The 24,536-nt window shown below is 56.8% G+C and carries 22 protein-coding genes; 7 read left to right on the top strand and 15 right to left on the bottom strand.

Annotated elements, in window-relative coordinates:
• Positions 1-64 precede the first annotated feature (64 nt).
• Genes ALB80_RS08860 through ALB80_RS08850 form a run of 3 tightly spaced genes read right to left on the bottom strand, consistent with a single transcriptional unit; the run spans position 65 to position 4,026 of the window.
• Positions 65-844: a carnitinyl-CoA dehydratase gene (locus ALB80_RS08860; RefSeq protein WP_050603706.1), complete on the bottom strand. Its 780-nt coding sequence runs from the start codon at positions 842-844 to the stop codon at positions 65-67.
• Positions 845-847: 3 nt separating this feature from the next.
• Entirely contained in the window at positions 848-2,863 is a 2,016-nt protein-coding gene (locus ALB80_RS08855) for an acetate--CoA ligase family protein (RefSeq protein WP_050603705.1), read from the bottom strand.
• A 2-nt stretch (positions 2,864-2,865) separates the two neighbouring features.
• Entirely contained in the window at positions 2,866-4,026 is a 1,161-nt protein-coding gene (locus tag ALB80_RS08850) for an acyl-CoA dehydrogenase family protein (protein ID WP_050603704.1), read from the bottom strand.
• Positions 4,027-4,106: 80 nt separating this feature from the next.
• Here ALB80_RS08850 and ALB80_RS08845 point away from each other — a divergent pair, with 80 nt between their 5' ends.
• Complete coding sequence (locus ALB80_RS08845; RefSeq protein WP_050603920.1) at positions 4,107-5,039, top strand: GlxA family transcriptional regulator; 933 nt, start codon at positions 4,107-4,109, stop codon at positions 5,037-5,039.
• 23 nt (positions 5,040-5,062) lie between these two features.
• Here the strand turns inward: ALB80_RS08845 and ALB80_RS08840 are convergent, their stop codons facing one another.
• From ALB80_RS08840 to ALB80_RS08820, 5 genes are all read right to left on the bottom strand, one after another.
• Positions 5,063-5,308, bottom strand: a complete 246-nt coding sequence (locus ALB80_RS08840) for a DUF202 domain-containing protein (RefSeq protein WP_050603703.1) — start codon at positions 5,306-5,308, stop codon at positions 5,063-5,065.
• A gap of 96 nt (positions 5,309-5,404) precedes the next feature.
• A complete protein-coding gene (crcB, locus tag ALB80_RS08835; RefSeq protein WP_050603702.1) occupies positions 5,405-5,767 on the bottom strand; it encodes a fluoride efflux transporter CrcB in 363 nt (120 codons plus the stop codon).
• Complete coding sequence (locus ALB80_RS08830) at positions 5,760-6,146, bottom strand: CrcB family protein (protein WP_253276843.1); 387 nt, start codon at positions 6,144-6,146, stop codon at positions 5,760-5,762. The genes crcB and ALB80_RS08830 overlap by 8 nt, the downstream gene beginning before the upstream one ends.
• A 137-nt stretch (positions 6,147-6,283) precedes the next feature.
• A complete protein-coding gene (locus ALB80_RS08825) occupies positions 6,284-7,864 on the bottom strand; it encodes an FMN-binding glutamate synthase family protein (RefSeq protein ID WP_050603700.1) in 1,581 nt (526 codons plus the stop codon).
• A gap of 43 nt (positions 7,865-7,907) precedes the next feature.
• On the bottom strand, positions 7,908-9,650 hold the full coding sequence (locus ALB80_RS08820) for a thiamine pyrophosphate-dependent enzyme (protein ID WP_050603699.1): 1,743 nt from the start codon (positions 9,648-9,650) through the stop codon (positions 7,908-7,910).
• A gap of 535 nt (positions 9,651-10,185) precedes the next feature.
• Here ALB80_RS08820 and ALB80_RS08815 point away from each other — a divergent pair.
• The 4 genes from ALB80_RS08815 to ALB80_RS22895 all read left to right on the top strand — a co-directional run bounded on the left by ALB80_RS08815 (position 10,186) and on the right by ALB80_RS22895 (position 15,831).
• Positions 10,186-11,727 (top strand): ankyrin repeat domain-containing protein, encoded by a 1,542-nt coding sequence (locus tag ALB80_RS08815; RefSeq protein ID WP_050603698.1) that lies wholly within the window; start codon positions 10,186-10,188, stop codon positions 11,725-11,727.
• A gap of 673 nt (positions 11,728-12,400) precedes the next feature.
• The gene (locus ALB80_RS08810) at positions 12,401-14,392 is read left to right on the top strand and encodes a DEAD/DEAH box helicase (protein ID WP_371255962.1); all 1,992 of its coding nucleotides are present in this window, start codon (positions 12,401-12,403) and stop codon (positions 14,390-14,392) included.
• Between the two features lie 499 nt (positions 14,393-14,891).
• The gene (locus tag ALB80_RS08805) at positions 14,892-15,224 is read left to right on the top strand and encodes a hypothetical protein (RefSeq protein WP_050603696.1); all 333 of its coding nucleotides are present in this window, start codon (positions 14,892-14,894) and stop codon (positions 15,222-15,224) included.
• Positions 15,217-15,831, top strand: coding sequence for a Fic family protein (locus tag ALB80_RS22895; protein ID WP_050603695.1), 615 nt, complete (start codon positions 15,217-15,219; stop codon positions 15,829-15,831). The genes ALB80_RS08805 and ALB80_RS22895 overlap by 8 nt, the downstream gene beginning before the upstream one ends.
• Before the next feature lie 95 nt (positions 15,832-15,926).
• On the opposite strand, the gene ALB80_RS22480 is transcribed toward ALB80_RS22895, so the two are convergent.
• From ALB80_RS22480 to ALB80_RS08785, 4 genes are all read right to left on the bottom strand, one after another.
• Positions 15,927-16,064, bottom strand: coding sequence for a hypothetical protein (locus ALB80_RS22480; protein WP_216597670.1), 138 nt, complete (start codon positions 16,062-16,064; stop codon positions 15,927-15,929).
• A 32-nt stretch (positions 16,065-16,096) separates the two neighbouring features.
• Positions 16,097-18,073: a CocE/NonD family hydrolase gene (locus tag ALB80_RS08795; protein ID WP_050603694.1), complete on the bottom strand. Its 1,977-nt coding sequence runs from the start codon at positions 18,071-18,073 to the stop codon at positions 16,097-16,099.
• A 376-nt stretch (positions 18,074-18,449) separates the two neighbouring features.
• Complete coding sequence (locus ALB80_RS08790; RefSeq protein ID WP_050603693.1) at positions 18,450-19,496, bottom strand: aromatic ring-hydroxylating dioxygenase subunit alpha; 1,047 nt, start codon at positions 19,494-19,496, stop codon at positions 18,450-18,452.
• Between the two features lie 102 nt (positions 19,497-19,598).
• Positions 19,599-20,522, bottom strand: a complete 924-nt coding sequence (locus ALB80_RS08785; RefSeq protein ID WP_050603692.1) for a LysR substrate-binding domain-containing protein — start codon at positions 20,520-20,522, stop codon at positions 19,599-19,601.
• Positions 20,523-20,618: 96 nt separating this feature from the next.
• Here ALB80_RS08785 and ALB80_RS08780 point away from each other — a divergent pair, with 96 nt between their 5' ends.
• Together ALB80_RS08780 and ALB80_RS08775 are read left to right on the top strand one after the other, a co-directional pair.
• Entirely contained in the window at positions 20,619-21,704 is a 1,086-nt protein-coding gene (locus ALB80_RS08780) for a hypothetical protein (RefSeq protein ID WP_050603691.1), read from the top strand.
• A 163-nt stretch (positions 21,705-21,867) separates the two neighbouring features.
• Positions 21,868-22,446 carry a carboxymuconolactone decarboxylase family protein gene (locus tag ALB80_RS08775; protein ID WP_050603690.1) on the top strand — a complete coding sequence of 193 codons (579 nt, stop codon included), beginning with the start codon at positions 21,868-21,870 and terminating at the stop codon, positions 22,444-22,446.
• 20 nt (positions 22,447-22,466) lie between these two features.
• Here the strand turns inward: ALB80_RS08775 and ALB80_RS22820 are convergent, their stop codons facing one another.
• From ALB80_RS22820 to ALB80_RS08765, 3 genes are all read right to left on the bottom strand, one after another.
• Positions 22,467-22,598, bottom strand: coding sequence for a hypothetical protein (locus tag ALB80_RS22820; RefSeq protein ID WP_256364017.1), 132 nt, complete (start codon positions 22,596-22,598; stop codon positions 22,467-22,469).
• Positions 22,599-22,882: 284 nt separating this feature from the next.
• Entirely contained in the window at positions 22,883-23,074 is a 192-nt protein-coding gene (locus ALB80_RS22890) for a cytochrome ubiquinol oxidase subunit I (protein ID WP_050603689.1), read from the bottom strand.
• 439 nt (positions 23,075-23,513) lie between these two features.
• Positions 23,514-24,506, bottom strand: a complete 993-nt coding sequence (locus ALB80_RS08765) for a helix-turn-helix domain-containing protein (protein ID WP_050603688.1) — start codon at positions 24,504-24,506, stop codon at positions 23,514-23,516.
• Positions 24,507-24,536 lie beyond the last annotated feature (30 nt).

Below are 24,536 nucleotides of genomic sequence, written 5' to 3'. Positions count from 1 at the left end.
CCTAATGTGCACCTGCGGCGCGGATCAGTAAATGGAAAATCCACCTGCCAAGATACCAACTCGGCTATTTTCCTTTCCAAACCGGATCGCGTTTTTCGGCAAAGGCGCGGGCACCTTCCAGTTGATCTTCGCTGGCATACAGGACATCCACACTGCGCAACTGACGCTTTGTGATGCGATTCATCGCATCCTGGAATTTGGCATCTTCGGCATCGCGCACGATTTCCTTGATTGCCGCGTAAACCAATGGCGGGCCCGAAGCCAGAAGGCGGGCCAGTTCCCACGCACGGGCCATGAGTTGATCTGCAGCAACAATCTCGTTTACGAGGCCCCAGCGATTGGCTTCCTCAGCGTCGAACCAACGTCCGGTCAGCAGCAGCTCCATGGCGATGTGATAGGGAATGCGTTTGGGCAGCTTGACGCTGGCCGCATCCGCAACTGTTCCTGACCGGATTTCCGGCAGGGCGAATGTGGCATGGTCGGCTGCAAGGATCATGTCAGCCGAAAGGGCCAGCTCCAACCCGCCGCCACAGGCGATACCGTTGACGGCGGCAATCACGGGTTTGTTCAGGTCGCGCAGCTCTTGCAGGCCGCCGAAACCTCCGACGCCATAGTCGCCGTCTACCGCGTCACCGTCAGCGGCGGCTTTCAGGTCCCAGCCAGGGCAAAAGAACTTCTCACCTGCACCGGTCAGAATGGCGACGCGTAGTTCCGGGTCGTCGCGAAACTCGGCAAAAGCCTCGCCCATTCTGCGGCTTGTGACCAGATCGATGGCATTGGCCTTGGGTCGGTCCAGCGTTACCTCAAGGATCGTTCCGTCCCGGCGGGTTTTGATAGGGTCCATTTCTCAGGCCTTTCTTATCAGAGCATCCACGGCAACGGCCTTGTCCGGCGTGCACAGGAGCGGGTTAACTTCGACCTCACCAAGCGTGTCGGCATTTTGCATGACGTAGGCCTGAACAGCCTCGACCGCGGCAATGATCGCATCCATATCAGCCGCTGGTTGGCCGCGATAGCCTGCCAGCAAGGGCGCGATCTTCAGTTGGTCCAGGGCGGCGCAGATGTCTGCGGGCGCGCTGGGTACCAGCAGGGAAACCGTGTCGCGCAGAACTTCGGTCAGCACGCCCCCTGCCCCCAACGTCAGAACAAATCCATGCGCGGGATCACGGACAACGCCGACCAGAAGTTCAGCAACGGTTCCGGTGATCATCTCTTCGATCAGGATGTCTTCGGTGCCGATAGCCGCAGCGACACTGACCACATCTTCGGTTTGGATGCCCAACCGAACGGCGGCGTGTTCGGATTTATGGGCCAACCCAACGCCTTTCACGGCAAAGGGGGCTTCCATGTCCTGCGCTGCCGCACGGGCTTCCGCTGGCCCGCAAACCGTACGGTTTTGCGGGATGCGCAGGCCGCATTCGGCCAGCGCCTGTTTCGACTCGCCTTCGGTCAGGGTATGGTTCGCCTCAACCGTGCCCGGCATCCAGACAGGGTGCGCAGAAGGGGCCGAGACCTGACCCGCCGCGCGGGTGGCCGACAGCGCTTCGCGCAGACCCATAAATGGCACAACACCACCGACCATCAAGTCCTGTGCAACGTCTGCAGGTAGTAGTTCAGGCAGCGTTGCAACGATTGCGAACCGAGCACCAGTGTCCTCTCGCACCTTCAATGCTGCTTGGGTTGCGCAGCTCCAGTCGGTGGCGTCGGTGGTCGGATAGTCGACAATTGTGTATGTCAGGTCGATATCCTCACCCGTCATTCCGGACCATGCCTGTGCCATCGCCTCTTCGTCGCGCCAGATATAGGTGTGATAGTCCAGCGGGTTACTCAGCGCGACCATGGGGCCAAGCGCGTCACGCAGGCGCGCTTTTTTATCATCGCTCAGCCGAGGAAAGGTCAGGCCGGTGCCGATAGCCATGTCTGCGATCAGGCTCGCCTCACCCCCGGAACAACTGATTGAGGCGATGTTGCCGCCGGGGAGTGGCCCATAGCAGTGCAACAGTTTCAGCGTTTCGAGGAAATCAGGCAACGCAGTCAGACGTGGTATGCCCAGCCGGTCCAGAAGTGCCTGTGCGCCCGCATCGCTGCCCGCAAGAGACGCGGTATGCGATATGGTCGCGGACTGCGCCTGTTCCGATGCGCCGACTTTGAGTGCGACCAGCGGGATACCTTTTGCATACGCCTTGGCGGCCAGCGCCTCCCATTCGCGGACGTCCTTGAAACCTTCGATATGCAGGCCCACGGCTGTGACGCGCGGATCGTCGATCAATGCCGAGGCAATCTCGGCCTGACTGGTCTGGGCCATGTTTCCGCAAGCGACCATGTAAGCAATTGACAACCCGCGTTTCTGCATTGTCAGGTTGATCGAGATATTCGAGCTTTGCGTCAGGATCGCCACGCCCTTGTCGACCGGCCTCGCCCCGTGCTGGTCCGGCCACAGCAGCGCCCCGTCCAGCGCATTGATGAAGCCATAACAATTCGGGCCAAGGATAGGCATGTCACCGGCCGCAGCAATCAGCTGATCCTGCAAATCCCTGCCGCTATCATCTTCTGCAACAGCCTCGGAAAAGCCCGACGCAAAACACACCGCCCCGCCTGCGCCCATTCTGGACAAGACATGAACCGCCTCAATCGTGGCGTGGCGGTTGATGCCGATGAAAACTGCATCAGGGGCTTCGGGCAGGTCTTCGATATGGCCAAAGACTCTGTGGCCCGCAATCTCAGAGGCTTTGGGATGCACCGGCCAGATTTGACCTGCATAGCCCATACGTTCAGATTGCAGAATAACCTGCTGACACCAGGCACCACCGCCTATGACAGCGATGGTATTCGGGCGCAAAAGCCGGGTCAGATCTTTGTTCATTGTCAGGCGCCCAAAGGACGAAGAAGATCACGGCTGATGATGTGGCGCTGAATTTCACTGGTGCCGTCCCAAATGCGCTCAACCCGGGCATCGCGCCAGAACCGCTCGATCGGGAAATCATCCATCAGACCCATTCCACCGAAGATCTGCAGCGTGGTATCGGTGACCCGCGCCAGCATTTCCGAAGCATAAAGTTTGGCCGAGGCGATCTCGCGGTTCGACGGCAGGTTTTGGTCCAGACGCCACGCGGCGGCCAGGGTCAGCCAGTCGGCAGCGTCGATCTCGGTGATCATGTCAGCGATTTGGAAACCTACACCTTGAAACTTGCCAATGGGCTGGCCGAACTGCTTGCGCTCGGCAGCATAGTTCAGCGCATAGTCAAAACAGCGCCGCGCGCGCCCAACCGAAAACGCCGCAACCGTCAGGCGGGTTGCGTAAAGCCATTCGTTCATTACCGCAAAACCGCCATCGACCTCGCCCAGAACCTGTGCGTCGGGCAAACGGCAATTGTCGAAATACAGGATATAGTTCTTGTAGCCCTTATGGCTGACCGAGCTATAGCCCTCGCGCACTTCAAACCCCGGGGTGCCACGATCCACAAGGAAGGTGGTGATGCGTTTCTTGGGCCCTTTCGGGGTCTCGTCGACACCGGTCGCGATAAAGACGATAAAGAAATCCGCGTGTTCGGCACCTGAGATGAAGTGTTTCGATCCGTTGACAACCCAATCGCCGCCGTCCCGTGCCGCTTGACATTTCATGCCGCGCACATCCGAACCGGCATCGGGTTCCGTCATCGCCAGGGCGTCCATCTTTTCGCCACGCACCGCCGGCAAAAGGTAGCGTTCGCGCTGCTCATCATTGCAGGCCATCAGGATGTTTTGTGGACGACCAAAGAAATGCGTCAGCGCCATCGAGCCGCGGCCAAGTTCCCGTTCGACCAGGGTGAAATCCAGATGCGACAGGCCTGCGCCGCCGACCTCCTCGGGAAAATTACAGGCATAAAAGCCCAGATCGATGCATTTCTGCTTTATCTCGTTGCCCAGCTCTACCGGGACCGTTCCCGCGCGCTCAACCGCGTCTTCGTGCGGGTAGATTTCGTTTTCAACAAAGCTGCGGACCGTTGAGACGATCATTTCTTGTTCTTCGGACAAACCGAACTGCATGGCGCGTATTCCTTGGATCAGTAGTTGACCCAGAGAACGTCATCCCTCAAGTTCTCGACATGCAGTATTAGGCGATGATTATGCAGGATTCGAAATTTTTGCCACAGTATTTCAATATTCTGCTTTTCGATGGGTTCTCGAACCATTGTCTTGCGAACATGGTCGAACCCTTGCGGGCAGCCAATAACATGTCGCGGCAAGCGCTTTATGCATGGAGGTTCTGTTCACTTGACGGGGCACCTGTACACAGTTCCAGCGGCCTAAGCGTCACACCGGATGGCGCAATCAAGGATCAGAATGGCGACGTACTGGTGGTTATGCCATCTTATGGCTTCCTGAAACTCGATACCCGGGCGACTGCGCGGGCCATTCTGGCCGCGTCAAAGCGGCATAGGCAGGTCGCGGGATTGGACACCGGAAGTTGGCTGCTGGCACGTGCCGGATTGCTGGATGAACGCCGTGCGACCATTCATTGGGACGAGATTTCGCGGTTCGAAGAAAGCTTTCCAGCCGTCGACACAGTGCGTGAAAGATATGTGATGGATGGCAATCGGCTGACCTGTTCCGGGGCGATGGCGGCGTTCGACCTGGCTTCTGCCCTTATTCGCCACGATCATGGCCCGCTTTTGTCCATGGAAGTGGCGCATCTTCTGATGAGCCGGAACGGTCGCGATCCCTATGCTCTGCCGTTGAAATCCGAAGACACAGTGGTCAATCGGGCGCTGGGCGTGATGCAGGCGAATATTGAAGCGCCGCTATCAATCGCACAGGTTGCGCGACGCATCGGATGCTCGCAAAAGCGGATCGAAACCCGCGTACGGACCGAACTGAAAACCACACCGCAGGCACTGTATCGACGCTTGCGTCTGACGCTTGCGCGCAATCTTGCAGAGAATACGGAACAGTCCATTGCCGAAATCGCCGGGCGTTGTGGATATGAAAACGCCAGCGCGATGACCCGGGCGTTCAAGGCCGAATTCGGCCAAACCCCGACCGCGTTTCGGGCAAGCTGACTTGGTATCCAGGAGGCTCGCGCTCAGACTCGCGCGTCTCGCTTTTCCTGTTCAATTTGGCGACGGACATGGGCGTAATCAAAAATGCCATAGGCCAAGATTGCAGCGGATAGCGGCAGAACCGCCATTCCCACCCAGACGAAAACCGAATCCGCATCAGCAAACTGCATCAATCCAAACCCGGTAATCGCCACGCCCAACGCTGTTTTCACATAGGCCAGCAATGTGCGCCGGTTGGCCAGTTCGGTGCGCAGGAAGGCCAACACCATGTTGTCCAGCGCCCGTCGGGATTTGAGATCAGAATGAGGAGTTTCGTCAACCTAGCTTATGGATGCGAAATTCGCGGCCGAACTCAAGAAAAATCCTTACAGCATCCCCCGAAGACCTAGCCAGAAGGCAATCCAGCACAGAAGCAGACTGAGGAGGATGTTTGCGGCCGCCATCAGGATGGTGCGTTCACGGTGCAGTTGCAGGGACTGATAGGCAAAGCTGGAAAAAGTGGTGAAGCCACCACAGAAGCCAAACACCAGGCGGCGTTCCTCTTCCGGTAGAATGTGGGGATCGCCCAGATAACCGACCCACACGCCCAGCAGCAGACAACCCGCCACATTCACGACCAGCGTCGACAGAGGCAACTCATGCACGATCACGCGGTTGAGCGTATGCCGGGCGACCGCGCCCAAACCGCCACCAAGGGCAAATGCCGCGTGCAGATAGAGATCACTCATTTGCGCGCTCTCCGGCGTGGTATTTACGTCCGATCGCCTCACCCAAAATGGCGGCGGCGAGGCCGAATACGACCTCAAGGATTAGTGCTAAGACCATATATGTGATTTCTGTGTGGTACAGCCGATCGAGTTCGGCCACGAACGAGGAAAAGGTCGACAGTCCACCGCAAAAACCAACTGCACCCAGATGCATGAAATGCGCATGAACCCGGTGCCGTACCGCATAAAGCCAGCCGATGAACAGACAGGCGGCGATATTGATTCCGAACGTCGCAGTCACGAAAGGCACGCCGGGTATCTCAAGCGACAGCAATTCGCGCAGCAGCGACCCAAGCGCGCCGCCAACAAAAACGGCGAGGTACATGAGTGTGCGCTGCAAGCCCGTGGCCCCCTGATCAGAATCGTATCGTTCGACCTATGTGCATACAGGCTTGGGGTTTAAACGCCAATGATCCGCGTATGAAACCCGGCAAAGGTCAACGGAACGCGCCTTTGATCAGCGCGCGCCTCGATCGTTCAGAACCGCTGAGCCGAGCAGCGCTCCCAATCACTCGCAAACCCCGCAGGAATTTCTTCGGCCAGCAACCCGCCCTCCGGAAGCCGTTCATAGAGGTCCGCATATGTGAGCTCTTTTTCATCCGTTGAGCGGCGCAGAATGTCCGAAGGGTGCAAATCCGCCGCCTTTTCGTAGCCCATCGCGCCAAGGATTTCGCGGAAGCTTTCCAGCGTCGCATCGTGAAAGCGACGCACCCTCTGCCGTTTTTGTGGCACATTCACAGCCTTCGCGCGCTCCTGATCCTGAGTGGCAATACCAGTGGGGCAGCGGTTGGTGTTGCAATGCAGCGACTGGATACAGCCCACGGCAAACAGCATCGCACGGGCTGAGTTGCACATATCTGCACCCAGGGCGAGTTTTTCGATCACGTCATAGCCCGTCGCAACTTTGCCCGAACAGATGATGCGAACCTTGTCACGCACGCCAATGCCACGCAGGCAGTTGTCGACAAAGATCAACCCTTCATTCAAGGGCATCCCCAGCCTGTTGGAGTACTCCACTGGCGCAGCACCGGTGCCACCTTCGGCTCCGTCCACGGTGATGAAATCGGGCAAAATTCCAGTGTCCAGCATTGCCTTGCAAATGCTCATGAATTCCGACCGTTTACCGATACACAGCTTGAAGCCCACTGGCTTGCCCTCTGACATATTACGCAGGTGTTTCACGAACTCCATCAGCCCGGTGGGGGTGTCAAAGGCCGAATGAGCGGGGGGTGAGATCACATCTTTATGGGGTTCGACGCCGCGAATTTCGGCGATTTCTTCATCGACCTTGACCGCAGGCAGCACGCCGCCATGCGCAGGTTTTGCACCCTGGCTCAGCTTGATTTCGATGGCTTTGACCACATCCTTGCGGGCTCTTTCGGCAAATTTGTCCTTGTCGAACCCACCTTCGGGCGTGCGGCAGCCAAAATAGCCAGTGCCAATCTGCCAGATGATATCGCCACCTTCGGCCAGATGGTGCGGGCTTATCCCGCCCTCGCCCGTGTTGTGGGCAAAACCGCCGTCCTTGGCGCCCCCGTTTAAAGCCTTGATCGCAGTATGGCTGAGGGCCCCGAAGCTCATGGCAGACACGTTCAGTCGTGATGCATCGTAGGGCTTGGAACATTGCGGGCCGCCCAGCGTGACACGCTTTTCACTTTCTTCCACCTCTTTCGGTGACAACGAGTGATTGGTGCGGTGATAACCCACCTGCGTGATGTCGTACTGGGTGCCAAATGCCTGAGTATCCTGCTGACCCTTTGCACGGGCATAGACCAGACCGCGTGTGATCCGGTTGAAGGGCCGCCCGCTTTCGTTGGTTTCAACAAAATACTGGCGGATTTCGGGGCTTACGAATTCCAGCATGTAACGGAAATGGCCCAGTACCGGATAGTTGTTGAGCACGTTGTGATTGGTCGTCATCAGGTCATAGGCCCCGATTGCGATATAGGGCAGCACGATCACCAGCAGCCACAGCGCTGGGGTCCAGAACCAACCAAGCAGCAAGGTCAGGGGCAGGCCAAAAAAGGCAACCGCGTAGTATAAATTGCGTACAATCATGCGTCTGATCTCCGGTTTCTAGTTTGGTTTCTACGCCCCAGCGTCAACGCTGCGCCTTGAGCTCTTTGACCCAATTGTCCCACTGGGCATGGTCACCCTTAGCCAGCAGGATGCCCTCTTTCAGTTTGGACATGCCAAAGCCCCAGGCCATCTTGGTGTCTACATGTGGCGGCATCACCAATTCACCCGGCGTGACCATGGCATCAATGATGAACGGCTTGGCGCTGGCTTTGGCCTGCGCTACGGCCTCCTTGATGTCAGCGGCATGTTCCACCCGCACACCGTCACCACCGCAGACCTTGGCGTATTCGGCAAAATCGGGGTTCACCAGATCGGTGGCCTTCGGGTTCACCGCATAGCCTGCAACCTCCATCTCCATCTTCACAAAGCCCAAGGTCTGGTTGTTGAAGACAATCACCTTGATCGGCCAGTCATAACGCACGGCAGTTACGAAATCCTGCATGGACATGCCAAAGCCGCCGTCGCCACAGAATGTCCAGACCTCACGCGAGGGGTCCAGCGCAGCCGCACCAAGTGCCGAGGGCAAGCCCGAGCCCAGCGAAGAATGGTTGAACGAGCCCACCATGCGCCGCCCGCCCTTCATACGGGTCTGCCGCGCCACCCAGATGGTGCATTCACCGATGTCCATGGCAAAAACCGCATCCTCTGCGGCCTGATTGGAAATCTCGCGGGCGAATAACTGCGGGTGCAGCGGTTCGCTTGCACGTTCGAGGCTGGCCTCTTTATCCTGTCGCGCCAACCACTTGTTGCAGAGCTTGACCTGATGATCGGCGAAGCTGAGGTCTTCATTTGTGGCGATCTGAGGCAGCAGTCGGTCCAGCGTTGCACCGACATCCCCCAACAGGCCCGATGCGATAGGTGCGCGGCGGCCCAGATTTTCGACGCTTCGGTCGATCTGAACGATCTTGGCCTTCTCTGGCAGGAACCATTCATAGGGAAAGTCGGTGCCCAGCATCACCAGCACATCACAATCACGCACAGCGTGATAGCCGCCGGGGTTGCCGATCAGACCAGTCATGCCAACCACATTCGGGTCGTCATAGTCAAAGATGTCCTTGCCCTTCAACGTATGCACAAGCGGAGCGTTCAGTTTTTGCGACAGGGCCAGAACCTTATCTTTGGCCTCGCGGCAACCAACGCCAGCAAAAAGTGCCACCTTCTTGCCCGCGTTAATGATCTGCGCCGCGCGGGCGACTTCATCCTCGGGCGGTATCAGTGTTGAGGGCTGTTTCAGAAGTGGATGGAACTGGTGCAGGCTGGGCACCTTTTGTTCGGACACATCCATAGGCAGCTCGATCCGCACCACCTCGCGATTGATGAGCGCCCGTTGCACTGCGATCTGGGCAAGGCGTGGCATCTGATCCGGCGTGTGGACCACCGCCTGATAGTCGCACACATCGTCAAACGCCTTTTCCAGGTTCACTTCCTGATGATAGCCAGTGCCGCGCTCTCGGTGGGCGATTTGGCCAGTGATCGCCACCACACCCGCGCCTTCGCGTTTGGCATTATAGAGCCCATTGATCAAATGAAGTGCGCCGGGTCCAACCGTGCCTGCACAAATACCGATGCCACCGGTCAGATGCGACTGTGCATAAGCCGCGTAAGCCGCATTTTCCTCATGCCGCATCCCTTTCCACTCGAACCTGTCATCCCCGCGCATGGCTTCGAGAAACGGGTTCAGCGCATCGCCGACCACGCCAAAGATCTGACGCCCGCCTGCATCCGACAATATGTCCAGCAGGACCTCACACACGTTTTTCGCCATGTCTCTCTCTTCTCGTCCCGAATGAATTCAATGGGATATAGCCAACATCGTGTCCCACCTTTTTTCAATAGCCATCCCCAAAAACCAAGATGGCTAGCGGAGTCATCATATCATTTACTGGTCAACTAGACATGACGCCTTGCGCGCGATGCCCTTTTCATTCCAGCCCCTAAATCAACGCCGATACCACGACGCAAAAGAACCTATATCAAGTGGATCAAGGCTGGCATCTACAAGGTTGTGAGACAAGATCAATTCGCAAGTGCCGCCATTGCTAACATCCAGCAGCCAAACGACATGCTGCGGTAAGCCCAAGTTGCAGCCCTTCGCTGTGTGCTGTAATCGCCCGTTGTGCTTTCTGTTCGGCATCCAGCTTGCGAGACATGTCGGCAAACGTTACTCTGGCCTCAGGCCGTTCTGAGGCGGCCCCCTGGTCTGCGTAAAGCCGTCATCGGCACCTCTCAGAGAATGAATGAAAACCATATCGGTTTCTCAGCCCGGATTAGCGGACCGTCGGGCAGCGGAGGGAAAACCGATGACCAAATCACTCGATCAACGGCGCCGTGATGCCAAGGCTCTGGGCAAAGCTCTGACTGCGGGCGACAAAGGCGCGCTGCTGCGCGTCCATGGCATTGTTCCGACCCCAAGGAACGGGGTCTACAATCACGCGGACTGTCTGCATGTCATCGCACGAGAGACCGGATACGCTTCGTGGCCAGCATTGAAACGCGCTGTTGAGATGCACGGTATGGATCGCGCACAAAAACAGGGACGGCTGCGTTGGGCGCTTTACAACGGCTCACACGAGACGGTCGTACATCTACTGGCGGACGAGCCGGACCTTGCCGACGGTCAAGTACCTCTCCTCGTTGCGCTGTACGACGTGGCAGCGATGCGCAGGATCCTGACCCATGACGCGGACGTCGCGACGCGCGATTATCCACCGCGTCGACCGATGTGCCATCTGGCGTTTTCGAAACATATCAAGGCAGCGCCCGAGAAAGAAGCTGAGATGCTCGCCATGGCGGAGTTACTTGTCGCGCATGGGGCAGATGTGAATGACAGTTTTGCATTCGAACCGGACACAGAGCACCGCTTGTCGGCGCTCTACGGCGCCATCGGCCACGCTGACAACATGCCGTTGGCCAAATGGTTGTTGGAAAATGGTGCAAATCCCGACGACAATGAATCCCTCTACCACTCCACCGAACTCGGTCATACTGAAGGCCTTCGTTTGCTGTTGGAGCATGGCGCACATTCCAAGGGCACAAATGCGCTGCCGCGGGCTATTGATTTCAACAACGCCGCTTCCGTTCGCTTGTTACTCGAACATGGTGCTGACCCAAATGAAGGCATCAACCCACACCCGTCGGGTGAACCTTCCTTGGTGATCCCCGCCCTGCATCAAGTGGCCCGGCGTTTGGCTTCAGGCGAAATCGCTCAGCTTTTGCTGGACCATGGCGCGAACCCAAATACTGTCAGTCGCGGCCACTCACCCTATGCCTTTGCCCGCATCTTCGGAAACCAGGATGTAGCGGCAGTATTGGAACGGGCGGGCGCATCCACGCAGCTTTCGTCGACAGAAGAACAGCTTGCGCGCGCAGCGGACGGGAAACCAAATCCGAATGATCGGATCGACATGAGTACATTGTCGGAAGAGATGAAATATCTTCTGTGCCGCCTCGTCTGGCGTGAAGGCACGCTGCCTCACATGCAGCGCCTGGTCGTCATGGGCTTTGATCCCAATCTTCCGGACGAGATGGGAATGACGCCACTGCACCTTGCCGCCTGGGAGGGGGTGTCCGACGTTATGTCGTATTTTCTTACTCAAGACCCAGACCTTGACCACACAAACGCCTACGGAGGCACACTGTTGTCGACGATCATCCATGGGTCGGAAAACTGCCCGCAAAAAAAGCACCGCGATCACATCGGATGTGCACGCTTGGCACTAGAGAATGGTGTGGCGCTCCCCCGAAAAGCTTCACAATTTGCAACTGTGCCCGAGATGTCCGCCTTTCTTGCTGATTGGGCAGAGTCGCATCCCGAACAAATCGCGGAGCACGGGGTGGTTTGAGGTCAAGATTTGCACCAGACCAACGGTCTGGCGTAGCCAGAAAACTCATCTGTCGATCTTCGTCGGAAGTATCCGCCCCAATGGTGCGTGTTGAAATGGTCCAAACGCTTTAAAACCGGTCTTCTCGTAAGCGGCGACAGCAAGAGCTGTGTCGCCAGAAAGGCGCTCCTTCCCAGCTTCGAAGAAATCCTTGAACCAACTGTCGTACAGGTTTTGGGCAATAGAAGTCGCTCACGCGGGGCATACCTGCTGCCATGTAGCGTCTCCAAAGCGGGCTTTGGCAATCCACGGTGTCGTCTTGATTGTTGGGTAACTGGCCTTAGTTCGCTTTTGGCGAACCCATCATGCGTGTGGACTCTTACCAGTGTTTGATTGAAGGACTAGATTTGGAACCGGAAATCTATGTAGGCATTGTTAGTGCTAAAATTTCAGCTTTCTAGGCGTTTAGCCGACCGAATTCACAAGGTTGAAACGCAGCGGCAATTGGTTGGGCGGAGCGAAAGTCAGTTTCCTGTGATTGACACAATCTCTTTCTGGCGCACGTTACGGACTATACATCTGAACCAAATACCACTATCGCCAAGTCTTTCCCGGCATTTGGTGACCCATGCAAGATTTCTCTGCCCTCCCGAAAACCCTATCCATAGCGCTGTCCCAAAAAGGCTATAGCGGCTTGACGCCTGTACAAGAGGCCGTGTCAGACGAAGCGCTGGCAGGAAAAGATCTGCTTGTCTCTGCGCAAACAGGTTCGGGCAAAACCGTGGGCTTCGGGCTGGCAATGGCGGAAGAACTTCTCGATAAGCACGGTCGATTTGACCGACCAGCGGCACCATTGGCCGTGGTTATCGCACCCACGCGCGAATTGGCCTTGCAAGTTCGGCGAGAGTTCGACTGGCTGTTTGCTGAGGCCGGGATAGTCACTGCGTCGGCAGTAGGTGGTATGGATGCGCGCACAGAGCGCAGGACACTCGAGCGCGGTGCACATGTCGTGGTCGCCACGCCTGGGCGGCTGCGCGATCATATCTCACGTGGGGTGATCGACCTGAGCGATCTGCGGACCGTCGTCCTCGACGAAGCCGACGAAATGTTGGACATGGGGTTCGCTGAGGACCTTGAATACATCCTTGATCAAACGCCTAAGAACCGGCGTACCTTGATGTTCTCAGCCACTGTTCCGCGAGGCATCGCCAAGCTTGCCCAGACTTACCAGAAAGAAGATGCGCAGCGGATCAAGGTCGGAAGCACAGAAGCACAGCATTCGGACATTACCTATAGTGCGTTGAACGTGGCCCCGTCGGATATCGAAAAAGCGATCATCAATTTGCTGTGCTATCATGACGTACAGACCGCGATTGTGTTCGCCAATACCCGCTCCATGGTTGCGCGTTTGACCGCGAAATTCTCTAATCGGGGATTTTCTGTCGTCTCACTGTCAGGGGAACTTAGCCAGACAGAGCGCACCAATGCGATGCAAGCCCTGCGTGACGGGCGCGCGCAGGTCTGCGTTGCAACGGACGTGGCCGCCCGCGGCATTGATCTTCCAGGGTTGGAGTTGGTGATCCATGCCGATCTGCCCTCTAATGCGGAAACTTTGCTGCATCGCTCTGGACGGACAGGCCGTGCCGGGCGCAAGGGAACGTCCATCTTGATCGTGCCAGGTCGGCAACGCTCAAAGGCACAACGATTGCTGAAGACAGCCAAGTTGGAGGCCGAATGGGGCACCCCGCCCTCTGCGGATGAGGTGTTTGCACGGGAAGAGGAACGCATCATTTCCAATCCCGCCCTGGATGAGCCGCCAAGTGCCGAAGAAACGGCTTTTGCGGAACGGCTGCTCAAGGGAAGAACTCCAGAGCAGGTCGCGGCAGCCTATATGCGCCTCTACCGAGAGCGCCACTCAGCACCGGAGATTCTAGGAACGACGCCAGAATCTGGAAAACGCAACACTGATAGGCGCACGGCGTTTGGGCCAAGCACTTGGTTCTCGCTTTCAATAGGGCGCAAACAACGTGCGGAGCCGCGTTGGCTGTTGCCAATGCTGTGCCGCAACGCGGGTTTATCCAAAGACGCCGTCGGCGCAATACGTGTTCAGTATCAAGAGACCTTTGTCGAGATTGCCAATGATGCTGTGCCCGCAATGAAACAAGAATTGGGGGCACAGCTCACCATAGAACAAGGCGCGACGCTGACTGAGCTGGCAGGCAAACCAGATTTCGATGCCTCTCCTAAAGGACCGCCTGCGGCACCACATTCATCAGACGACGCAGCCAAAAACCGAGGGCCTCGTGCAGGCAAGCCGTCGAAAGCTGGGCGCGACTCCGAACTTTCCAACCAAGATGCTCAGATTGCGTCCGAGCGCCCAAAGGGCAAAGAAAAATCCGCTGCGCGTACGTCGAATGGACAAACAAGTGAAGGCAAGCCAAAGCAGGACAATGCCCTGCAGGCGCAGCCGAAGCGCGAGCGCGTAAAGGCAAAACCAAAGCCTGCCGCGAGGGACAAGAAGCAACAAAAACAAGACAAGAACGCTTCTGACACATCAAAACCTCTGAAAGCACGAAAGGCGCGTCATAAGGCTAACAACAAAGACGCAAACACGCCGCGTTCAAAAAGCAGAAACGTCAAGGGCGGAGAAGCAAGACCTTTCCGCAAGCCTTCTAAGAGAAATTGAGCGTTCAGATACCTGTCGACAAACCGGTGCGAGAAGATACGTGCTTTGTTTGGAGAAAAGCGATTTGGCGCGATTTTTCGGCCCATAGCAAACATTGAACAGCTAAGCTACAGACGCAGCAGGAGCCCGAAAGCTGCCCTTCAACGAAGACTATACCGTGGGAGGATCGGCGGAAGGCCCACATTCAGGATCATGTCCGCGAGGTTGATTTCCCGCGGGGCATGGTCTGGGTCGAGTATGACAACAGAAAACTGTTGGAGAGGCCCGCACAGCTCGGCGCGTTCAATGCATGAATGATTTGGCCCGCATGTTGGGCGTAAGTCCCAGCTCGGTATCGTCGTGGCACCAACGGCCGCGATCCAGTCCTGAACCACCCAAGCAATGAACTCTGGGCTATTGTTGAACCGGATAATTGCGCTCCCTCTGGCACAGCGTTAGAGCGACAACAATATTGAATTTTGATACCAAATCTCTATATTGATATCAAATGGAGGTAACAATGGACGTCGTTCAAACAACAGTCAGAATAGACCGAAAGTTGAAGGAGCGCCTTGATCACCTGAACAAGCTACGAAAAATGCAGTTCAACAAAATGGTGAACATCGCACTACAAGAGTTCCTGATTAATGACGCAAATGCTATGCGGCAGGAGCTTTCGGACTCACTAGCTGACCTGGATCGCATAATGTCAGAAGACCCAGGTTTCGAAAAAGCCTGGCAGAGTTTTGTTGAGGCGGAAGCAGAAGTTTCCGACGACCCGGACGAGGGAGAAGCTTTCACGTCTGGTGAGCACAGTATCTCTGAAGAGATTGAGGATATACTAGGTGCCTAACTGGGACGAGAACAGCCCTGAACTGACCAGGAACCTCACTCTCGTAGCCAAGAAAGCGATAGATCACGCAAGAAACAGAGCAGTTTTTGACGGTGATACCTTAAAAGATTGGCACCGCATCATGATGCGGGGATTAACCACTCGGAACGTCGCTTACGTTGGGGCCTTTCGCGGAGAGCCGGGGCTTGAAAACGTTCACGTTCGCGTTGGCAATCTCGAAGGAACTGATCCGTCGTTGGTTGGCAACCAGGTAAAGTCCTATTTTGACCGCTTGAACCGGGCATTGAACGCACTCGATGGAAAAATTCCGCGCGCTTCACGCCCTCAGAATACCGACGAATTGAACGCGGTCCTTCAGTTATGTGCCTGGGCACATGCTGAGTGGATTCGCATTCATCCTTTTGCAAACGGGAACGGCAGGACGGCCAGGTTCTTGGCGAATTGTATTGCGCAAAGATACATGTTGCCCCCCTTCGTGAGGGTTAGACCCCGACCGGCAGGACGATATGGCACCGTAAGTGCGGAAGCTATGAGGGGCAACTGGAAGCAAACAGTAGGTCTGATGCAGAGAATGTATTTGGACTACACTAGGTCTAAACGCCCCTGATCCTGAATTATAGGCGGACACGGTCAGCAGTTTACCTGCTGACCAAAAGACCACGCTTGTTTTGCCTTGCAGGCACGGGGTCCATGTTCTGGACGTCAACACAGACGCGCACCCGAACACACCATCATGTGCGGCGAGGGTCCGGTTGCCCATCCCATCGGCAAGGCCGGGGCGGCCCTCAGTTCTGTCGCGCTTTTCGGAATGCCCCTGCGGCCAACGCCGACTTTGTTCATTCGGTTGTCATATTGTCCTGCATTGGAACAGATCAGAGAAGCCCGCGCCGTATGGTCTCGGACCATTCCTTCGTCAGAACTTTGGTTTGCGCGCTGCCTTCGGTGGCGCACAATTTGCGGTAAAGATAGAAATTCTCGGTGTCACAACGCATGGTGCATTCGGTTTCGATCGACACCTGCCAATCGTCCCGTTCGAACGTAAAGCTCCAGGTGGTATCGAACCGCGCGGTGGCGGGGTCGTCGGGATGCACCGCATAACGCATCCGCACATTGCTGCCGACGATCATATCGTGATACGGATCACGCGTCTTTCCATAATCGTCGAAGGTTTCCAGAACCTCGGTCCCGTCTCTGTCTATCGCGCGGTTGGACTGCGATGCGGGCGCGCGCAACTGTTCGGCATCCAGAAGCGGAAAATCCAGCGCCGGGCCCGGCGCGGCGGGGGCGATTTCCTCTTGTATCGCGCGCACGGGCAGCTGCAGCGCGCAGCCTGCCAGATGCAGCGTGACCTGCGCAGCCTGTGGCGCGGGCCAAATAATTGGCCAGTAGGAACCGGAAAGGGCCAGCCGCAAGGTGTGACCGGCACGAAGGCGGTGCGCGCATTCATTCAGCACGACCTCGGCCTCGTAAACCTGACCCGGCCGCAATGCTTCGGGGGTTTCGTGGCTGCGATAGTGGCACAGGTTCAGGGCGCGATAGGTGATACGTTGCGATACGCCGCCAGGAGACAAATCGCATAGCCGCGCAACCAGTTGCGCGACGGGCTTGTCTACCGAGAACCGGATTTTCAGCCGGGCCCGGCCCAACAGCTCCAGCGGTGTCCGCATCACGGCGCTGTCGAAGCACACCGACAGCGCGTCGTCCGCAGCCTGATCGTCGGGCAATTCGTTGTCGATCCGCATGCCCGGGCAAAAGTAACCGCCCCTTGCGCCCACATTCGCAGCTGTGGCGACGATGACCTCGCCCTCGGTCGGCGCTCCGGCAAACCCCGCAGGGCTTAGATGCCAGGTCTGGTCCTGTACCCGAGGTGACGGCCATTCAGCCTCGGCGATCCAGCGGCCTTTGCGCGACCCGTTCTGCGGTGTCGGGTTGAAGTGTTCCTGCATGTAGGCGCGATAGGCGGGAAGGTCCTCGGCCCCGTTTTTCTGCCCTTTCAGCCAGCGGTCAAACCAGCCGATCACCTCGGAATGAAAATCGCGGGCATCCAGTTTCGAAATATGGGCATAGCGGTGTTCCCACGGGCCAATCATCGCCTTTGCTGGCACGGTCAGATTGGCGGCCAGCGCCGGCGGCGCGTTCACGTAGGCATCGGCCCAGCCGGTTATGGCCAGAACCGGGGCCTGAATGGCCGACCAATCCTCGGACACCGATCCGTGTTTCCAGAACGCGTCGCGGGTGGGGTGACGCAACCAGTCGGCGGTAGAAAACGGGACATTCTCCAGCCGCGCAAGCCAGTCTTCACGCCAGTCGGAGCGCAGTTCGGGATCGGCCGGGCGGGTCAGATAGGCAAACATCTGACTGCCCCAGTTCACATTGTCACTGAGCAGGCAGCCCCCCATGAAGTGGATGTCGTCGGCATAGCGATCGACTGTCGACGCCACGCTGACCACCGCCTTCAGCGCCGGTGGGCGACGCCAGGCCATCTGCAACCCGTTGAAGCCGCCCCACGAAATGCCGATCATGCCGATATTGCCGTCGCTCCAGTCCTGAGACGCGATCCAGTCCAGAACCGCCTCGCCGTCGCGAAGCTCTTGCTCCGAATACTCATCGTCAAACTGCCCCTGACTGTCACCGGTTCCGGTGATGTCGACACGGACACAGGCATATCCGGCCTCGGCAAAGACCGGATGCGTCGTCTCATCCCGGGGTGCGGTCCCGTCGCGCTTGCGATATGGCAAATACTCCAGAATGGCGGGCGCTGGGCGCGTTTCGGGCAGCCAGACCCGGGCGGCAAGCTGCCGCCCATCCGGCAGGTGAATCCACAAATTCTCGACGATTTCGACTGGCATGGATGTTCTGAGCTCCCTGTTTGGGTCACAGGAGAACTCAGATTCCGTGGAAGGTAAATGGTACGGTTTGAAACGTGCTTGTACTATCCACATACAAACAGCGTACACCTGCAAAAAATTGTGGCCGTGTCCGAACGATTTTCCACCAATCCGCGTCACACGCTTATATTTTGGTGTATGGATGAACCCTGCATTCGTGTTCGCAACAAGTAGACGTGTCTCAGTTCCGATCAACCGTCAGGATTTCAGCGCTTGGCACCTCTTCTATTTCGCCCGAGCAGCGACCAACGGTGAATACCACGCAACCCGATCCTGCTGGTCGGACCGAAACGCACCCCAGTTCCCTGTCATGTGAAACAATCCACCGGAACGTCCGTCATGTTTGAACCGAAAGGTCCGCAGTTGTCGTTTCAGCTTCGATAGCACTGGCCAGTGCCTTGCGGAACAGTTTGGCACCCTTGTCCAAACCAAGATCGATATGGGGTGTCTTGGCGCGTTTCATGCCCAAATGCACCTGCTCCAGCACCTCTTTGTCTTCGAGAAACGCCATACGCGCGCCGTCATTCATGAACTTTGAGACCTCTGCGTTGTCAGGGTCCGTGTTTCGGTGCTGAAACCAGAAATACCGGGTTCGATCCTCGTCAATCGGCGTCATGAAATTGTACGAGATATTGACATAAGTCTTGTCGACCGGGGGATTGCCATAACCGCCAGTACCAACGGGCGTATATACGGATTTGTTCAGCGCGATGGCAGGCAGGCACATCTCGTAATGCTGTAGCCGGTCGCAATCACCCGCGAACGCCACCAAGTTGGCATAGTAGGGTGAAGGCGGTTTGTTTTCGATCCAGCGTGACACAATCACACCACGGTCTGTCTTTTCGACATTCAACGGTTCTTCATCCGTGCCCGCGCCCGCAAAGGACGAGACATGGACCCAGGCCACGTGGCTGGGATCCAGCAGGTTGTCGCAAACCCAAAGATAGTGGCAGTCGATATCCATCACGCCACCATCGGTCTTGCCCCAACTTGGATCGTCAAAATTCTCAATCGGGAAAATCTTGTCCGGGTCAGCCAGTTCGGGGTCTCCCATCCAGATCCAGAGCAGCCGGTACCGGTCAACCACCGGGTAAGACTTCACAACCGCCCGGCGCGGGGTCATGCCACGCTGGGTGGGACTGTCGGTGCATCTGCCTGAACAATCGAACTTCAGACCGTGATAGCCGCATTCCACCACATCGCCGATCAGATTGCCTTTCGACAACGGCAATTTTCGATGGGGGCAGGCATCCTCAAGCGCCACGGGGATACCATCCTGCTGCCGATAGAAAACGACATTTTCGCCCAGAAACGTCTCGGCCTTCAACTCGCGCCCGATATCCTTGCTCCAGGCCGCGACGTACCAGCAGTTTCTCAGAAACATCGTTATGCTCTCCAATGTGACAGATGGCTTGTTCCAGTATGGGCACGCAAGCCCCCATAGGCCATGCGGGAATTGTAATGGCAGTCATAAGCCTGACTAATTTCAATCAGATAAAGGCGGAGGAATTTCTGGTTGCGCCGCAACCTCGGCATGAATCCAGTTTAGGAACTCGGCAACCTTGGCGCTATCCTTGGTCTCATGCGGTCTTACCAGCCAATAAGACAGTGGTGACTGAGTCACTTCCGCGAAGGGGCGTGCCAAACGCCCGTCTGCCATCATGTCGATGACCAGAGGTTCGCGCCCTAACGCCACACCCAACCCTTCAATCGCAGCCTGAACAACCATGTTCGACTGCCCCAGCCGCCGTGTCCGCAGCGCGGTTGGCAAGGTCAGGCCACAACGTCGCGCCCAGAATTCCCATGTGGGACTGACCGCCCCATGATGGAGGTTCTCATCCACCAGCATCGTATGCCGCTCAAGATCCCCGACCTTTTGAAGATCAGGCAACAACGAGGGCGCGCAGACCGGAAACAACTGCTCGTTCATGAGCAAATCGACCTGACAGCCGGGATAGTCGCCCAAGCCATAGCGAATTCCGATATCCGCATCCGCACCGGAAAACGGGAATTGCCCGGTATCAGTTGCGATCGAAATCGACAGGTCCGGGTGGGCCATGTCAAAGCGCAAAAGGCGTGGAAACAACCAGTTGAACGCAAAACCCGGCAGGCATGAGATCACGATTGTCCGATCAGAGCGCGTTTTATCCCTGAGTTGCGCGCAAACGTCCGAGATGCGCCCCAGCCCTTCCGAGATCGCCAGCGCCAACAACTCTCCTTCGCGAGTCGGGCGCGACTGCCGTGCACCGCGCACCAAAAGTTCGCGCCCCAACCACTCCTCGAGGGTGCGAACGTGCTGGCTGACGGCGCTTTGGCTGACGCCCAATTCGGTTGCAGCGGGTGAAAACCCCGAATGTCTAACAACCGCCTCGAACGCTCTCAGTGCGGAATAGGGTAAGTTCAAGATCATATTAGTACCTCTAATGTCACTCATTAACACTTTCAAATAGGTTGGGGACAGGCTCCTCGCGTAACTTTGACCAGTTCAATCCCGTAGGAGACGCGAATGTCGGACATCACGCCGGAACGCGGTGCGCAAAACCTGTTGGCAAACTGCGCCCACGCAACGGCCGGAGAACGGTTGCTGATCGCCTATGAACCGCCGGAGTACGGGTATTTCGATGCGGACAGTGTCGAAATCGTCTCGCGTGTTGCCAGATCCATGGGCCTGTCTGTCGACACCGTAGACGTGGGGTTCAACCCGGATAACCCGCACCTGTCGCCGGAACTGCTGGCCCGGTTCGAATCTGCCGATGTCATCCTGTTTCTGGCCCGGCTCGGGGACCAGTTGCGGTTTTCTCACATGCCGAAGGGTAAGAAGATCATCGTCAGCTTTGCCCTCAGCCGTGAACAATTCGGGTCAGGGTTTTCAAACGGGCATCACGACGCCTTCATGGAACTCAAGGCCGAGATCAACGCGGTTTTGAACAACGCACAAGAGGTGCAGTTCACCTGCCCTTTGGGCACCGATGTATGCGGGCGGCCTGAAATGAACCTCGACCCGTCGGGCGATACTTCAATCCTGCGTTTCCCGATGTCGGTTTTCACGCCTGTCCCCGCACACAGCTTCTCGGGCCGCGTGGCCCTGACCTTCCTGACGGGAACCGGATCAAAATACTATGAAGGTTATACAACCGAATTCACCCATCCTGTTCTTGCCTGTCTCGACAAGGGCCGCCTGACCGGGTTCGAGGGGCATCCGTCGGATGTGGCGCAGGCCGAGGCCCATTATGATCGCGTGGCGGGACAGTTCGGCATAGACCGGAACTTTGTGCATTCCTGGCACGCGGGCATTCATCCAGGCTGCGGTTACCCTTGGGACATGCGCCGGAACTACGAACGATGGAGCGGTGCCGCCTTTGGCAATCCGCGCATCCTGCATTTCCACACCTGCGGCGCATATGCCCCGGGCGAGATCAGCTGGAACGTGATTGACCCAACTGTCGTGATCGATGGCACGACCTATTGGGATAACGGGTGTTTCTACGCCGAGCGCCTGCCGGGTGGGCCTTCGATCCTAAACCGGTACCCATGCGCGGCGGGCCTTTTTGAGCAGCCCGACATGGATATCGGCTTACGGAAAACAGGCTGACCTGTCTCTTTTGGTCGCACGATCCAACGCGAAGACCCAGGTACAGCACCGCATCAGGATTAATCCGGTTGCTCCGAAGGACATGCCTGTCCATAAAAAACGCGGGACACAGCTCGGTCCTGCCCAAAAATATCTCTCATGACCTAGGAAAGGGAACCGTTTCATGTCTGCCTGGATCCGGATGATTTCTGACGACTATGCCGATGCGCCATTGAAGGCGGTTCTGGACCTTGCACGAACACCGCACGGTACGGTGGACAATGTCATGCGTGTGCACTCGCTGCGCCCTAACACCATGAAAGGGCACGTGGTTTTGTATCGCGCGTGCTTGCACGATGACAGCAACACAATCCCAATGTGGTTTCAGGAAGTGATCAGTTCTTATGTGTCGACCTTGAACACATGCCCTTATTCCTATGCCAATCACTGGGCCAATGCGCGGCACCTGATTGGCGATGAAGCGCAGGCAGACAAGATCGAGGCCGCGCTCAAAGCGCAACGACCGCAGGATGCGTTCGAGGGCGCACATCTGGAGGCTCTGATCTACGCCGAAAAGCTGACTGTTTCGCCTGGTACTATGGTTGAAACCGACGTCATTGCGCTTAGACAAGCCGGTTGGGGCGACGGCGAGATTCTCGAAATCAACCAGATCGTCGGCTATTTCAACTATGCCAATCGATTGCTCAACGGATTGGGCGTAACAACGGATGGCGATGTTGTGGGTTATTACGCCAGCGAGTAAACTCAAGACGCGATTCCGGGTCACTTTCGGGCTTTGGAGATCCCCGGCACGGTCGGCATGTTGTTCAGCGCGCTTTTCAACATCGTAGACATCTTCTTTGTCGGGTTTCGGTCGACCAGCGCAAGCCGGACCGACATTGGGGTTTCAGACATTCTTCGTCTCGGTTTCTGTCGGCATCGGGCTGAGCGCGCTGGTCGGGAACGCTTTGGGGGCTGGTGAATCCTGAACCGCCAGACGTGTGGTCGCACAAAGCACCAGTCACGTTGCATTTGCATCCCAGAAAGGACCGATCGAGGCGAGCTAGGGGATGCTGACCTCACGACGGTCCTCGCGCGCGGCCTCGTCCGGCAGGGCAAACAGCTACAACGGTATCTTGGACTAGTGTCCCAATTCCCATCCATTGCGGTTACTTTCTGGGGCTGATGTTCCAGCGTGTTCAATCCGACAGATCGCCCATGTAGATCTGCGCCGGGATCAGTATGGCACCTATCCACGCCACGGTATTGAACGTGGCGCGCGCATCCTGACCGAGATCTCCGATCAGCCAGCGAAGGGCCGGGAACCTAAGGATCAGGAAAGCTACGGTCAGGCCGCTCGCCATCAGCATATGCGCCAGACGGTAGGGCATCGACGGGTTGAAGATGATCGCCTACCAATCGGTGGCAAAGGCCACATCATTGCGCATCTAGAACCCGGCAGGTGTGCGCATCCAGCTGTTTAAAACCAAATCCAGAAGACGGACATGGTGGCACCGAATGCGACAAGGAAGGTCGCCGTTATGTGTAACCGGTTTGGATCCTTGGAAAACCTAAAAACATGATGCCCGGAAAGACCGCTTCGAGAAAGAAGGCCGTCAGGATTTTCTAGGCCAGCAGAGGCCCGGCGATATTGCCGCCAGCCCGTCCCGCAGCCGATTAGCCTAACGGTGGGCTATATCAACTTAGCGGCTTCTAACGCGCGTACCATTGTTCCCGTGGCGTTTCTCGAGACCGCCGAATGTTTCAAGCTTCCCTATTCACCCCAAGGAGTGCTGCAATATTCACTCCAAAGAGTACCGCAATTTACCTTCAACCTGGCACATGTCCCAGAAACCGTTCGTTCCGCACCTGTTCCGGACGTGATTTGTAGTGTTTGAAAAAGGCTCGCGACATCGCAGTACGGGAAGAAAAACCTGTTGCGGACGCGATCTCTACAAGCGGCATATCTGTGAACTTCAACAGACTATTGGAGCGCTCCAGTCGGAGCTCCTTATACGTTTCCAACAGCGTCGCGCCGGTCTTGCACAGAAATCGTCTTTGAAGCTGTCGGGTGGATGTGCCAATCACATCAGACAGATCCGAAATTCTCAGCGGATCTTCGATGTTCTCCAGCATTGTGTGGACTGCAAGAGTGACAAGCCTGTCTCCATTCGCCTTGCGAATAAGCCGGTTAGCGACCTGACTTTCGGACATGCGCTGTGGCTCGCTCAAACCAATGTATCGCCGCAGAGTATCCGCCAGATGCTCGCCATGGTCCATTGATACAAAATCGGCCAACAGGCGCAGCGCACTGATCCGCGTATTCGCACTGTGCGTACGGCCGTCGGAGGAAAAATAGGTTGAAGTTCCGCTGCTATTTATTCCACGTTCCACCGCCGCCGCTTCGAAAGCTGAATGCACAGCGGCAATGGTTCGGTCCGATCCGCTGATTTGGGACAACAACATCACGCTCCCCCCGACAAGGATGGATCGGGGGGAAAGGTTCAATACCTGATTGACCCAGGATCTTTCTGCGGCAGTGGGCGTCCACGCGTTTTCGATATCCCCCCAGAAGATGGCTGTACGTCCCGCCCAAAAAAGCGGGCCGCCAACCGAATCATTCCCCGGAACACGGAAGTTCACGACATAGGTGTGTCTATCGACCAAAGAGTTCAGCGCTTGGTAAAACTCGACCACCAGTTCGGCTGACGCTTTGTCAGAGTTACAGTGCAAAATGACATCAATGCACTGCACTCGATCTGAAACAGGAGCAGAAGTTTCTGCCAAATGAGCGTGGTCATTCGCTACGACATAGTGTTTCATTTTGATGTACCAACCTCGCTTTGGTCAGCA

Source organism: Ruegeria sp. 6PALISEP08, assembly GCF_001238295.1.
Classification (GTDB): Bacteria; Pseudomonadota; Alphaproteobacteria; order Rhodobacterales; family Rhodobacteraceae; genus Ruegeria.
This window is presented reverse-complemented; position numbering and strand designations above follow the sequence as displayed.